Genomic DNA, 12,990 nt, shown 5'->3' with positions numbered 1-12,990 from the left:
ACCCGGCGATGGCGGAGGCACAGCGCCGGCTCGGCTGGATCCGGCTCTACCAGGCCGATGCCGCCGCCGCGCTGCCGATCTTCCAGCGCACGCTGCGGCTCTGGCCCGAGGGGCGCAACGCCAGCCTGTCGCTGGTCGGGATCGGCACCTCGCGGCTCGCCCTGGCCGAATTCAGCCGCGCGGCCCGCGCATTCAGCCGCGCGCTGGAGCTCCGGCCCACGCTGACCTGGGTCAACCGCCTGCTGGCGGGTGCGGCGATGCAGGCCGGTGCACACGAAGTGGCGCGGCGATCGGTGGCGGAGCTCCGGCGCGCCTTCCCCGACATCACGGTGAGCCAGGTGGGACGGTCCATGGTGCTCGATCCGGCCACGCTGGATCGGCTGCTCGACGGGCTGGGCCGCGCCGGACTGCCGCGCTGACGAGCCGCTGGCGGCAACGCCGTTGCCCGGAACGGGCAGGTCGCGCAACATCGTATGGTTCAGGCCACGCGGATGGGGCCATGGCGCGGCGAGCATCGGTTTCGGGCGGAGGTGGCGCGGTCGCGAAGCCGGACGGGCCGCTTCGCCTTGGGTTGCTTCGTGCCGGGCTCGCGGCGTTGTTCACCGCCGCGCCCGTGCTGGCGGCCTCGGCCACGACCGCCGAGCGTGTGTTCGCCGCCGTCGCGCCCTCCGTGGTGGTCGTGGACGGTGCGGCGCAGGGCAGCGGGGTGGTGGTGGCGCAGCGGCTCGTGGCGACAAACTGCCACGTGCTGGGCGATGCGCCGCAGGTCGTGGTCCGGCGTGGCCGGATCGCCCATGCCGCAACTCCCGTGCGGACCGAGGCCGCGCGCGACGTCTGCCTCCTGGACGTGCCGACGCTCGATGCGCCGGCGGTGACGCTGGGCGAGGCGGCGCGGCTGCGGGTCGGCGCGGCGGTCTATGCGGTCGGCGCGCCGCAGGGTTTGGAGCTGAGCCTCTCGGCCGGGCTCGTGTCGCAGTTGCGCGCGGCCGAGGGCGGCCCTGTGGTGCAGACCACGGCGGCGGTCTCGCCGGGGTCTTCGGGCGGCGGCTTGTTCGACGACCGGGGCCGTCTCGTCGGGCTGACGACCTTCCAGGTGGGGCGCGGGCAGAACCTGAATTTCGCCGTGCCGGCGGAGTGGGTCGCGGCAGCCTTGGCGGGGCACGCGGCCTGGCGGCGGTGTCGGGCGGCGCCAGACGCGCCCTGCCTCATGGCCGAGGCCCTGGCCATAGCGCACGGGATTACCGACTCGCCTACGCGCGCCTCCGCGCTTGGTCGCATCGCAGCAACTCAGAGGCAGGCGGGTGACCGATACGAATCCACAAGGACCCTCGCGGAGGCGCTGGCCACGGCGCGCGGGATCGGCGATGCGGCCGAGCGCGCCGGGGCGCTTCGCGGCATCGCCGAAGCGCAGGCGCAGGCGGGCGATCGCCAGGGCTCGGCAGCAACCTTCGCCGAGGCTTTGACCGCGGCGCGCGGGATCGCCGATGCGCTCTCGCGCAACACGCTGCTCTCCGTCTTCGTCAAAGCCCAGGTGGAGTCAGGCGACATCGGCGGCGCCCTGGTCGCGGCAGACGGGATCGCCGATTCGATATGGCGTGACTTGGCGCTCGCCGACATCGCCCGTGCTCGGGCGCAGGTGGGCGACGTCTCCCGCGCCCTGGCCACGGCACGCCAGATCGCCAGTGCAGAGTCGCGCGCTGAGGCGCTTGCTGCCATCGCCCACGCCCACGCGCAAGCGGGCGATCACCAGGGTTCGGCGGCAACGTTCGCCGAGGCCCTGACCACGGCGGGCGGGATCGCTGATGCAGCGTCACGCGCTTCGGCGCTCGTCGCCATTGCCGGCACCCAGGCGCGGGCGGGCAACATCCCCGCCGCCCTGGCCACAGCGCGCGGCATCGCCGATGCGTTCCCGCGCGCCTTGACGCTTGCCGGCATCGCCAAAGCGCAGGCGCAGGCGGGGGACCGAGAGGCTCGGGCCCAGACATTCACGGCCGCTCTGACCACGGCGCGCGGCATTGCCAATGCGGACTCGCGCGCCTGGGCGCTTCGCGCGATCGCTGAGGCGCAAGCGCAGGCGGGCGACTTCGCCGCCGCACTAGCCACAGCGCGCGGCATCGCCGATGCGTTCCTGCGCGCCTTGACGCTTGCCGGCATCGCCGAAGCGCAGGCGCAGGCGGGGGACCGAGAGGCTGCGGCCCAGACGTTCACGGCCGCCCTGGCCACGGCGCGCGGCATCGCCGAGGCGGACTCGCGCGCCTGGACGCTTCGCGCGATCGCTAAGGCGCAGGCGCAGGCAAGCGACTTCGCCGCCGCGCTGGCCACGGCGCGTAGCATCGACGATGCGGGCCAGCGCGCCGACGCGGTTCGCGCCATCGCCGCAGCGCAGGCGCAGGCGGGCAACATCGCCGCCGCCCTGGCCACGGCGCGCGGCATCGGCGACGCGTTCCGGCGCGCCTCGGCGCTTAACTCCATCGCCGAAGCGCAGGCGCAGGCGGGCGACATTGCCGCCGTCCTTGAGACCATCGACACCATCCGCGAGCCTGGGCCTCGCGCGTCGGTCCTCGTTACCTTGGCGCGTCACCTCGCTATGCGTCGCTGACGGCACTTCCCCCGATGCCGCCCTGGCAGGGGACGATGGGGATGCGTAGTCTGACCGGGTGACCGGAACACTTCCAGAACGCCTGCGCGCCTGGTTCGCCGCGCGCGGCTGGCGGCCGCACCCGCACCAGCACGCCATGCTGGCCGAGGCGCGCGCCGGCCGCTCCGCCCTGCTGATCGCGCCCACCGGCGCGGGCAAGACGCTCGCCGGGTTCCTTCCGCCCCTCGCCGGGCTGGCGGAGCATCCGCGTCCAGGGCTGCACACGCTCTATGTCTCGCCGCTGAAGGCGCTGGCGACCGACATCGCGCGCAACCTCACCAGCCCGGTGGCCGAGATGGGGTTGCCGATCGCGATCGAAACCCGCACCGGCGACACCGACGCCGCGACGCGGCGACGCCAGCGCGAGGCGCCGCCGCAGATCCTGCTCACCACGCCCGAGAGCCTCGCGGTGATGCTGTCGATGGAGGACGCGGCGAAGACCTTCGCCGGCCTCTCGACGATCGTCGTCGACGAGATCCACGCGCTCGCGGGAACGAAGCGCGGCGACCAGCTCGCGCTCGGCCTGTCGCGGCTGGCGACCCTCGCACCCGGCGCGCGGCGTGTCGGGCTCTCGGCAACCGTGCCGCATCGCGCGCCGCTCGTCGCGTTCCTCTCGGCCAATGGGCGCGGCGACGATGTTGCGGTGGTGGAAGCGCCCGAGGGCGCCGCACCGGAGATCACGGTACGCCTGCCGGACGGGCCTCTGCCCTGGTCGGGCCATATGGGCCTGCTCGCGGCACCGGCGATCTACGACATGATCCGCCGCGCGCGGACCGCGATCGTGTTCGTCAACACGCGCGCCCAGGCCGAGCTGATGTTCCAGGCGCTGTGGCGGCTGAACGACGACGCGCTGCCAATCGCGCTGCATCACGGATCGCTCGCGCGCGACCAGCGCGCCAAGGTCGAGGCCGCGATGGCGGAGGGGCGACTGAAGGCGGTGGTCGCGACCTCCTCGCTCGATCTCGGCATCGACTGGGGCGACGTCGATCTCGTGATCCAGGTCGGCGCGCCGAAGGGCGTGAGCCGGCTGATGCAGCGCATCGGGCGGGCGAACCACCGCTGGGACGAGCCCTCGCGCGCGATCCTGGTGCCCGCCAACCGGTTCGAGGTGCTGGAGTGCCGCTGCGCCATCGCCGGTGTCGCCGCGCGCGATCTCGATGGCGATCCGCCGCCGCCGGGCGGGCTCGACGTGCTCGCCCAGCACGTCCTCGGCGTCGTGTGCTCCGGGCCGATCCATCCGGACGATCTCTACGCCGAGGTGACGCGCGCCGCACCCTACGCCGATCTCTCCCGCAAGGATCTCGACGACGTGGTGCGCTTCGTCGAGGACGGCGGCTATGCGCTCGCCGCCTACGAACGCTACCGCAAGCTGTTCCGCGACGCCGAAGGCCGGCTGCATGTCGCCAACGCACGCGTCGCACGCCAGCATCGCATGAACATCGGCACCATCGTCGAGGCACCACTTCTGAAGGTGAAGCTCGGCCGCGGCTTCGGCGGGCACGTGCTGGGCGAGATCGAGGAATATTTCGTCTCCATGCTGCAACCCCGCGACACCTTCATGTTCGCCGGCCGGCTGCTGCGCTTCGACCGGCTGCACGAGACGATGGTGGAATGTTCCCCCGGTACGGGCGACGATCCCAAGGTGCCGGCCTATGCCGGCGGGCGGCTACCGCTGACCACCTACCTCGCCGATCGGGTGCGCGGACTGCTGCAGGACCCCGCGCAGTGGCACGACCTGCCGGAGGACGTCGCCGAGTGGCTGCGCCTGCAGAAGGCGCGCTCGCGCCTGCCCGGCCGCCATGACCTGCTCGTCGAGACCTTCCCGCGCGGCGGGCGCTGGTTCCTGGTCGCCTACTGCTTCGAAGGCCGCAACGCGCATCAGACGCTGGGGATGCTGCTGACGCGCCGGATGGAGCGCGCGGGCTTCGGCCCGTTGGGTTTCGTCGCCACCGACTACGTCGTCGCGGTCTGGTCGGCGCACCAGCCCGTGCGCGTCGCCGAGCTGTTCGGCGAGGACATGCTGGGCGACGATCTCGAGGAGTGGATGGCCGAGTCGTCGATGCTCCGCCGCACCTTCCGCAACGTCGCGGTGATCGCGGGGCTGGTCGATCGCCACCATCCGGGAGCCGAGAAGTCGCGACGCCAGGTGACCGTGAACACCGACCTGATCTACGACGTGCTGCGCAAGCACGAGCCGGACCATGTGCTGCTGCGCGCCACACGCGCCGACGCGGCGCGCGGCCTTGTGGATGTCGGCCGCGTCGCCGCGCTGCTGAAGCGCGCGCAGGGGCGCGTGGTGCACATGGCGCTGTCGCGCGTCTCGCCGCTCGCGGTGCCGGTGCTGCTCGAGGTCGGCAAGGAGAGTGTCGCCGGCGCGGGCGAGGACGCGCTGCTCGCCGAGGCCGAGGAGGCGGCACTCGTGGCCGAGGCGCTGGGCGAGGCCGAGCCGCCGGCCGCACCCGTCCATCCCGCCCACCGCGCGAACGCCGCGCGCGACCGCAAGCGGCCCTCGGGCACTGCGCTCCGCACGGATGGACGCGCGACGCTGCGCACGATCCGCGGCCGCCGCCAGGGCGAGTTGCCCCTCGCCGAATGAGCGCCGCGCCGATCCACATCGCCGGCGAGCGGCTGATGCTCGACCCCGAAGGCGTGCTGTGGTGGCCGGCGCGACGGCTGCTGGCGGTGGCCGATCTGCATCTGGAGAAGGGCTCATCGGTCGCGGCGCGCGGCGCGCTCGTTCCGCCCTACGACAGCCGCGCCACGCTCGACCGCCTGATCCCGCTGGTGCGGCGCTACCGGCCAGCGCGGCTGGTCGCGCTCGGCGACTCGTTCCATGACCGAACAGGTGCCGCGCGGCTTCCCCGCGAGGATGCCGCGCGCATCGCCGCACTCGCGCAGTCGCTGGAGCTCGTCTGGGTGCTCGGCAACCACGATCCGGCCCCGCCCGAGGGCCTGCCCGGCGCAACCACCGAGGCCCTGCGCGAGGGGCCGCTCACCTTCCTGCACGACGCGACCGGACGCGCGAGCGAGATCTCCGGGCATCTGCACCCGAAGGCGAGTGTCGCAACGCGCGGCAAATGGGTGAGCCGGGCCTGCTTCGTCGCGGATTCGCGCCGTGTCGTGCTGCCGGCCTTCGGCGCCTATACCGGCGGGCTCGACGTGCGCGATCCGGCGATCCGCGCGCTGTTTCCGCGCGGCGGCCGCGCCTTCCTGCTCGGGCGCGGCCGGCTGTTCAGCTTCACCCTCGCCGAGCTGCGCGAGGCAGAGCCGGCGTGATCACCCGCCTCCGCCGGGTCAGGGCATGATCGGCTTGTGGACGACGTGGACGATGCCGTTGCTCGCCTCGATGTCCCCACGCGTGATGTTGGAGGCCCCCCAGAACAGCAGGGAGCCGCCCGCGCTGTATCCGCCACCTCCGTCGGACTGCACCATCATGCGATTGGCATCGGTCCCGTCGATGACGATCCGATTGCCGTTCAGGGTCTCAAGCCTGGTCCTGCGGCCCCTGAAATCCGCAAGCGGGTAACGGCCCTCCACGACGTGCGCGACGACCAACGCACGGCCTCGGACGCTATCGGCCGGCCTGTTCGCCGGGTACAGGTCCTCACGAAGGCTGACGGGGATATCTCCCCATCCGTTGTCGGTTGGAGCGAACACCGTGTAGACGCCCCGACCGCTCAGAGTCTCATCAACCTGGGTGCGGCGGGCCGCGTCCAGGAAGCGACCGAACTGGGGATCGGACGCCAGCACCGTCTCAAGGTCGCGGCTCGGCGCCGTGAGCTGATCCTCGCGCCGCCAATCGCTGCGCCGCTCGCGCCGGTCCCGACTGCGGGGCTCGCTCCGATCCTCGCTCCGCGTCATCTCGCCGGGCGCGCATGCCGCCAGCGCGAGTCCGACACTGCCGAGTAGAGTCAACCGTCTGGACGACATGGCCTATTCTCCTGCGTTCTCTCGCGAGGGATCGACGCAGGAGACGGCTCCAGGCTGGTCGGGGATCGCACTATCGGCGTCGAACCGGGCCGCGAGCCGCTTGCTGCGCATCCATCATCAACAGCGCAACAGCCCTGTCGGTTCCCTCGGGCGAGGCGGCGAGGCCATCGAGCACTCGAGCCCGGTCCGCTTCGGGGCGGTTCTGGCTGAGCTTGGCGCTGCCCACGACGGCCGTCACACGCAGCCGGAAACCGAAGATCGCCTTCAGCATCCCGGCGACGAAATCGGCCGGCGCGTCGTCCACCGCCCAGGGCTCGGGCCGGCCCGTTTCCATCTCGTCGGTCAGCGCGGCGACGATCGCGCGCAGTCCCTCGGCGGTGCCGACCGGCTCGATCGTCCCTCTCGCCTGCACCGCGACATAGTTCCAGGTCGGCACGACCTTGCCGTGCTCGCGCTTCGACGCGTACCAGGCGGGCGAGACGTAGGCATACGGCCCGACGAAGCAGGCGAGCGCCGCCGGCGCCTCGCGGAGCAGAGGAACGATCGGGTTGGCGCGCGCAACATGGCCCAGCAGCACGTCGGGATGTTCGACCTCGGCGATCATGGGCAGATGCGCCGCGACCGGACCCTCGGGTCCGTTCACGACCAGCGTGGCGAAGCGGAGCCGGGCGATCATCGCGCTGAGCTCCGCGGCGTCGTTCACGCGGAAGGAGGGTGGTGCGTACATGGGTACCAGTCTAGCGCCACCCCGTCGCAGGCGGAACGGCCGGGCGCGGGGATGCGCACCCGCGCCCGGCCGCCGCCGGTCACGGCAGGAGCACGTTGTCGATCGCGTGCACCACGCCGTTGCTGGCGACCAGGTCCGGCGCCTCGATCGCGGCGATCCGGTTGGTTGCCAGCCCGCCGGCGCCGTACCCGCCCGTGTAGAGGGTCGGGTTCGTCGAGTTGAGCACACGCATCGGCTCGCCCTGCGGCACGTCCACGCGCAGCCGGCCGCCGTTCAACGTCGGCAACTCCTGCGTGTTGGTCCACGAGGGCGAGATATGGCGACCCTGCACCACGTGGAACAGCATCCAGGCGCGCAGCCGTGCCATGTCGGGCGTCCGATCCCCGCCAGCACCGGTCAGGTCGACGATCAGGCTCTCCGGAATGCGACCGAAGGCGGAGTCGGTGGGCGCGAACACCGTGAAAGGACCCGGCGCCTTCAGCTCGTCCGTGACATTCGCCCGCTGGCACAGGGCCAGGAAGCGGTCGAAATTCCCGCGCGCGGCGAGAAGATCGACAACATCGCGGTCGGCGGCACGCGTGCTGGACATCGCCGCGGGCACGGCGATCCCGGCCAGCGCGATGCAGGCGGCTCCGCGCAGGAAGCCAGCTCGGGTGAGGGTCATGGTCAGATCCTCCGTTTCCTTCGGATGCGGTGCCGGCACAACGCGCGAACAGGCTTCCGGTTCGAGGCCTGCTGACAGCTGGCGAAACCGTGAGGCTTTGACCGATCCGGCCTGACGCTATATCCGCTGTGCTTCCAATAACGTCGGGGCCCTTTGGGAAGGCGGCCTACGGCGGGATCACGTCTTGCAAGGTGACCCTCGTCGCATGGGCATTCCCACCGGCGCGCCGGTACTGCTGTGGTTTCGGCAGGACCTCCGCCTCACCGACAACCCCGCACTCGCGGCCGCGATCGCGTCCGGCCGGCCAGTCGTGCCCGTCTACGTGCTCGACCGCGAGACGCCGGGGCGCTGGGCACCGGGCGGCGCGTCGCTGTGGTGGCTGCATCACAGCCTGACTGCGCTTGCCGCGTCGCTTACCGACCGGGGCGCCGGTCTCGTCCTGCGCCGCGGCCGCGCGGCGGAGGTGATTCCGGCGATGGTGGCCGAGACCGGCGCCTCGGCTGTGTATGCGAGCCGGCTCTACGAACCCTGGGCCCGGGACAGCGACGCTGCCGTCGCGTCGGCGCTGAAGCGGCGCGAGGTGCCGATCCACGGCGCCAATGCGTCGCTGCTGTTCGAGCCGTGGACCATCCGTACCCGGGCCGGCGGCCCGTTCGGCGTCTACGGCCCGTTCAGCCGAGCCTGCTTCGCCGCCGGACCACCGGCACAACCGGCGCGCGCCCCGACGCGGATTCCCGCACCATCGCGGCTTGCGCCGTCGGACCGGCTGCACGATTGGGGCTTGCTGCCGACGCACCCCGATTGGGCGGGTGGCCTGCGCGAAACCTGGGGGCCAGGCGAGGCCGGGGCGCAGGCGCGGCTCACACGGTTCGTCGCGCACCACCTCGCCACCTACGATGCACTCCGCAACCGCCCTGATCTCGGCGCGACGTCGGCGCTCAGCCCCCATCTTCACTGGGGAGAGATCTCGCCGCGACAGGTCTGGCACGCGGCCGAGGCCGGCGGCGCGCCCCGCGGCGAGGGCACCGAGACGTTCCTCAAGGAACTGCTCTGGCGCGAGTTCTCCTACCACCTGCTCTGGCACCGGCCGGCGATGCCCGAGCAGCCGTTGAAGGAGGCATTCGCGCACTTCCCCTGGCGCAACGATCCGGGTTCCTTGCGCGCCTGGCAGCGTGGGCAGACCGGCTACCCGATCGTGGACGCGGGCATGCGCCAGCTCTGGCACACCGGCTGGATGCACAACCGGGTGCGCATGATCGTCGCCTCGTTCCTGATCAAGCACCTGCTGCTGCCCTGGCAGGACGGCGAGGCCTGGTTCTGGGATACGCTGGTGGACGCGGACCTCGCCTCCAACAGCGCCTCCTGGCAGTGGGTCGCGGGGTCGGGCGCGGACGCTGCGCCCTATTTCCGCATCTTCAACCCGGTTCTCCAGGGCGCGAAGTTCGATCCGCAAGGCGCCTATGTGCGTCGCTGGGTCCCCGAACTCGCGCGACTGCCGGCGGCGCTCATCCACGCGCCGTGGCAGGCGTCACCGCTCGAACTCGCGGACGCCGGCGTCGCGCTGGAGCGCAGCTATCCCGCGCCGATCGTGGATCACGCCGCCGCACGCGCCCGCGCGCTCGCGGCATTGGACAGCATCACCAGGGACAAGGGAGCCGCCTGAATGGACGGACTTTTCCGGCCGCGCGCGCGGCCGCGCGTGGCCGTGATCGGCGCCGGGATCGCCGGTCTGTCGGCAGCGTGGCTGTTGCGCGAGGCCTGCGAGGTGACCCTGTTCGAGTCGGAACGCCGCCTCGGCGGCCACGCCGACACCCAAGAGGTCGAGATCGACGACGAGCGTGTCGCGGTGGATACCGGCTTCATCGTCTACAATGAAGGGAACTATCCCAACCTCGTGCGGCTGTTCGACTCACTCGGCGTGACGACCGAGACGTCCGACATGTCGTTCGGTGTGTCGATCGGCGAGGGTCGGTTGGAGTATGCCGGCGGCGCCTGGCCGCAACTGTTCGCCCAGAAGCGCAACATCGTCCGCCCGCGCTTCCTCGGCATGTTGCGCGACGTGATCCGATTCTATCGCGAGGCTCCACAGGCGCTGATGGACGCGGACGAATCGCTGACGCTAGGCGCGTTTCTTGCGCGCGAGCGCTACGGCTCCGCCTTCGTGCACGACCACCTGCTGCCGATGGGGGCGGCCATCTGGTCGGCGAGCGTCGAGGGGATGCGCGAGTTCCCAGCGCGGGCCTTCGTGCGCTTCTTCGAGAACCACGGGCTCCTGCGGTTGTCCGACCGGCCGCGCTGGCGCACCCTGTCAGGAGGATCGCGCCGCTATGTCGCGCGCATCGCGGTGGACCTCGATGGGCGTGTTTCGACCGGGCGGGCAGTCGTTGCCGTGTCACGCGACGCGGGCGGCGCGATTGTTCATCTCGATGACGGATCGGCTGAGCGCTTCGACAGCGTCGTGATGGCGGTACACGGCGATGCGGCGCTGCAGCTGCTCGATCAGCCGAGCGTCGCCGAGCGGTCGGTGCTGTCGCAGGTGCGCTACCAGGACAACGCCATGGTCCTGCACACCGACGAGACCCTGATGCCGCGGCGGCGCGGTGTGTGGTCGTCCTGGAACTACCTCGCCCGCGGCCCGGCCGATCACCGCCGCGAGGTGGCGGTAACGTACTGGATGAACCGGCTGCAGAACCTGCGCACGGCAAGACCGCTGTTCGTCTCGCTCAACCCGTTCCGCGCGCCCCGGCCCGGCACGGTGCTGGTCGAGAAAATCTACCGCCACCCGCAGTACGACCCCGCGATGCTCCGCGCGCAGGCCGCACTGCCGTCGATCCAGGGCCAGGATCGCGTCTGGTTCTGCGGCGCCTGGTGCGGCTACGGCTTCCACGAGGATGGGATCACTTCGGCGGTGGCGGTCGCGCGAGCGTTTGGCGTCATCGTGCCGTGGGAGACCGAACCCACGCTGGCGGAGGCCGCGTGAGCGGCCCGGCTGCCGGGATCGCGCCCGCCGAGATCCTGCACGCGCGGGTGGTGCATGTACGCCACAGACCGTTCCGAAAGCGGTTTCAATACCGCATCTGGGCGCTGCTGCTCGACCTGGATCGACTCAACGAGGCAAACGCGAGCAGCCGGCTGTTCGCGCATGATCGCGCCGGAATCGTGTCGTTCCACGCCCTCGATCACGGCCCGCGCGACGGAAGCCCCCTGCGCGCTTGGGCCGAAGGCGTGCTGGCCTCGGCCGGGGTGGACCGGCCGGCCCGGATCAGACTGCTCGCGATGCCACGCGTGCTCGGCTATGTGTTCAACCCGATCACTCTGTATCTTTGCGAGGACGAGTCGGGAGAGCCCTCAGCCGTGATCTACCAGGTGAAGAACACCTTCGGCGACCAGCACCCCTATGTCGCGCGGCTGTCGGGTGGCATGCCGCACTGCCACACGGCGGAGAAGACGATGCATGTCTCGCCCTTCATCGGCATGGCGGCGCGCTACGGCTTCACCCTCGCGCTGTCGGACCGGCGGATCGGTCTGGTGATCAACGAGCACGAGGGGGATGAGCGCGTTCTGACCGCCTCACTCGCGGCGCGGCGTGTGCCGATGACCGATGCACATCTGCTGCGCGCGCTCGTCTCAATGCCGTTCGTCACGGTGACCACGATGGTCGCGATCCATTGGCACGCGGTCTGGCTCTGGTTGAAGGGGGCTCAATACCATCAACGGCCGTCCCCGCCCTCGCCGACGTCGACGATCGCCACCTGAGGCCGGCGCCGCGCGATGCACGGAACCGACACGACCCTCTCGGCCGGGTTCCCCGCCCCGCCTCCACGGCGCTACCGGCTGGCGCTCCAGCTCGCCGGACTGATCCGTGCGGGCGAATTGCAGCTCGCGCTTCCCGACGGAGCGCTGCATCGGGTTCGCGGCGAGCGCCCGGGGCCGAGCGCCGAGGTGCGGCTCGCCTCGCCGCGGGCGATCCGGCGCTTTGCGACCGGCGGCAGCCTTGGCTGGGCCGAGGCATATCTCGACGGCGACTGGTCTACGCCCGATCTGCGCGCGGTGATGATGCTCGCCGCAGCGAACGAGGCGGAATGGGAAGCGGTGCTGCGCGGGCGGACGCTGATCCGTTGGCTGTCGCGGCTGGTGCACGCGTTCAATCCGAACACGCGGCGGGGCGCGCGGCGCAACATCGCCGCGCATTACGACCTGGGCAACGACTTCTATGCCGCCTGGCTCGATCCGACGATGACGTACTCGGCGGCGGAGTTTGCACAGACCGATGAGACGCTCGAGCAGGCGCAGGGGCGGAAGGTGCGCAACCTGCTCCGCGAGCTCCGGCTTGCTCCAGGATCGCGGCTGCTGGAGATCGGCTGCGGCTGGGGGCACCTTGCGGAGACCGCCGCACGCGAGCACGGCGCGCAGGTGGTGGCGCTGACGCTCTCGCGGGCACAGGCGCAAGCGGCAAGGGCACGGGTCGCGGCGGCAGGGCTCGGGGATCGCGTCGAGGTCCGCATCCAGGACTACCGTGACGTGACCGAGACGTTCGATGCGGTGGCGTCGGTGGAGATGTTCGAGGCGGTGGGCGAGGCCTATTGGCCGGCCTATTTCCGCGCGGTGCATGACCGGCTGCGTGCCGGCGGCCGGGCGGCGCTGCAGATCATCACGATTGCCGATCGCTTGTTCGGCGAGTACAGGCGCAGCGCCGACTTCATCCAGCGCTATGTGTTCCCCGGCGGGATGCTGCCGAGCCCGACGCGGTTGCGCGAGGAGATCGGACGGGCGGGCCTGCGGTGGGTTTCGGATGCCTGGTTCGGCGCGTCCTATGCGGAGACGCTGCGCCACTGGAACGAGGCATTCCAGGCCGCGTGGCCGCGGATTGCCCTGACGCAGAACTACGACGCGCGCTTCAAGCGTCTCTGGGAGTACTACCTGTCCTACTGCGAGACGGGGTTTCGAGCCGGCTGGACGGATGTCGGCCGGATCGTGCTCGCGCGTGGTTGACGGGGTGCGGGGGCCAATGGCCCCTGCCGGGTGCAGGGC

Annotated in this window: 11 protein-coding genes; 8 read left to right on the top strand and 3 right to left on the bottom strand. The window is 71.4% G+C overall.

Annotation, left to right across the window (positions count from 1 at the left end):
* The 4 genes from ACTIFU_RS17390 to pdeM all read left to right on the top strand — a co-directional run.
* Window positions 1–419: tetratricopeptide repeat protein (locus ACTIFU_RS17390; protein WP_439579581.1), on the top strand; the 419-nt coding region annotated here is incomplete at its 5' end.
* Between the two features lie 80 nt (window positions 420–499).
* Window positions 500–2,599 (top strand): trypsin-like peptidase domain-containing protein, encoded by a 2,100-nt coding sequence (locus tag ACTIFU_RS17385; RefSeq protein WP_439579580.1) that lies wholly within the window; start codon window positions 500–502, stop codon window positions 2,597–2,599.
* A 136-nt stretch (window positions 2,600–2,735) separates the two neighbouring features.
* A complete protein-coding gene (locus ACTIFU_RS17380) occupies window positions 2,736–5,234 on the top strand; it encodes a ligase-associated DNA damage response DEXH box helicase (protein ID WP_439579584.1) in 2,499 nt (832 codons plus the stop codon).
* Entirely contained in the window at window positions 5,231–5,914 is a 684-nt protein-coding gene (pdeM, locus tag ACTIFU_RS17375) for a ligase-associated DNA damage response endonuclease PdeM (protein WP_439579579.1), read from the top strand. The genes ACTIFU_RS17380 and pdeM overlap by 4 nt, the downstream gene beginning before the upstream one ends.
* An 18-nt stretch (window positions 5,915–5,932) precedes the next feature.
* Here the strand turns inward: pdeM and ACTIFU_RS17370 are convergent, their stop codons facing one another.
* The 3 genes from ACTIFU_RS17370 to ACTIFU_RS17360 form a co-directional block, all read right to left on the bottom strand.
* Window positions 5,933–6,568 (bottom strand): fasciclin domain-containing protein, encoded by a 636-nt coding sequence (locus ACTIFU_RS17370; RefSeq protein WP_439579578.1) that lies wholly within the window; start codon window positions 6,566–6,568, stop codon window positions 5,933–5,935.
* 70 nt (window positions 6,569–6,638) lie between these two features.
* Window positions 6,639–7,295 (bottom strand): FMN-binding negative transcriptional regulator, encoded by a 657-nt coding sequence (locus ACTIFU_RS17365; protein WP_439579577.1) that lies wholly within the window; start codon window positions 7,293–7,295, stop codon window positions 6,639–6,641.
* A gap of 79 nt (window positions 7,296–7,374) precedes the next feature.
* Window positions 7,375–7,959: a fasciclin domain-containing protein gene (locus ACTIFU_RS17360; protein ID WP_439579576.1), complete on the bottom strand. Its 585-nt coding sequence runs from the start codon at window positions 7,957–7,959 to the stop codon at window positions 7,375–7,377.
* Window positions 7,960–8,164: 205 nt separating this feature from the next.
* On the opposite strand from ACTIFU_RS17360, the gene ACTIFU_RS17355 reads away from it, so the two are divergent.
* The 4 genes from ACTIFU_RS17355 to ACTIFU_RS17340 are packed head-to-tail and all read left to right on the top strand — an operon-like array spanning window position 8,165 to window position 12,951.
* On the top strand, window positions 8,165–9,622 hold the full coding sequence (locus ACTIFU_RS17355; protein ID WP_439579575.1) for a cryptochrome/photolyase family protein: 1,458 nt from the start codon (window positions 8,165–8,167) through the stop codon (window positions 9,620–9,622).
* Window positions 9,623–10,939: an NAD(P)/FAD-dependent oxidoreductase gene (locus ACTIFU_RS17350; RefSeq protein WP_439579574.1), complete on the top strand. Its 1,317-nt coding sequence runs from the start codon at window positions 9,623–9,625 to the stop codon at window positions 10,937–10,939.
* Window positions 10,936–11,715, top strand: a complete 780-nt coding sequence (locus ACTIFU_RS17345) for a DUF1365 domain-containing protein (protein WP_439579573.1) — start codon at window positions 10,936–10,938, stop codon at window positions 11,713–11,715. Before ACTIFU_RS17350 ends, ACTIFU_RS17345 begins: the two co-directional genes overlap by 4 nt.
* Before the next feature lie 15 nt (window positions 11,716–11,730).
* Window positions 11,731–12,951 carry a class I SAM-dependent methyltransferase gene (locus tag ACTIFU_RS17340; RefSeq protein WP_439579572.1) on the top strand — a complete coding sequence of 407 codons (1,221 nt, stop codon included), beginning with the start codon at window positions 11,731–11,733 and terminating at the stop codon, window positions 12,949–12,951.
* The last annotated feature ends 39 nt before the right edge of the window (window positions 12,952–12,990 follow it).

It is taken from the genome of Elioraea sp. (genome assembly GCF_051860475.1).
In the GTDB taxonomy this organism is placed as follows: Bacteria; Pseudomonadota; Alphaproteobacteria; order Acetobacterales; family Acetobacteraceae; genus Elioraea.
Note: the sequence above shows the minus strand (reverse complement) of the source record. Positions and strands in the feature narration are given on the sequence as shown.

Bases quoted from the DNA above. Each gene is read 5' to 3' on its own strand.
- ACTIFU_RS17385 (WP_439579580.1), top strand. From the start codon at position 500: ATGGCGCGGCGAGCATCGGTTTCGGGCGGAGGTGGCGCGGTCGCGAAG.
- ACTIFU_RS17380 (WP_439579584.1), top strand. From the start codon at position 2,736: ATGCTGGCCGAGGCGCGCGCCGGCCGCTCCGCCCTGCTGATCGCGCCC.
- pdeM (WP_439579579.1), top strand. From the start codon at position 5,231: ATGAGCGCCGCGCCGATCCACATCGCCGGCGAGCGGCTGATGCTCGAC.
- ACTIFU_RS17370 (WP_439579578.1), bottom strand. From the start codon at position 6,568: ATGTCGTCCAGACGGTTGACTCTACTCGGCAGTGTCGGACTCGCGCTG.
- ACTIFU_RS17365 (WP_439579577.1), bottom strand. From the start codon at position 7,295: ATGTACGCACCACCCTCCTTCCGCGTGAACGACGCCGCGGAGCTCAGC.
- ACTIFU_RS17360 (WP_439579576.1), bottom strand. From the start codon at position 7,959: ATGACCCTCACCCGAGCTGGCTTCCTGCGCGGAGCCGCCTGCATCGCG.
- ACTIFU_RS17355 (WP_439579575.1), top strand. From the start codon at position 8,165: ATGGGCATTCCCACCGGCGCGCCGGTACTGCTGTGGTTTCGGCAGGAC.
- ACTIFU_RS17350 (WP_439579574.1), top strand. From the start codon at position 9,623: ATGGACGGACTTTTCCGGCCGCGCGCGCGGCCGCGCGTGGCCGTGATC.
- ACTIFU_RS17340 (WP_439579572.1), top strand. From the start codon at position 11,731: ATGCACGGAACCGACACGACCCTCTCGGCCGGGTTCCCCGCCCCGCCT.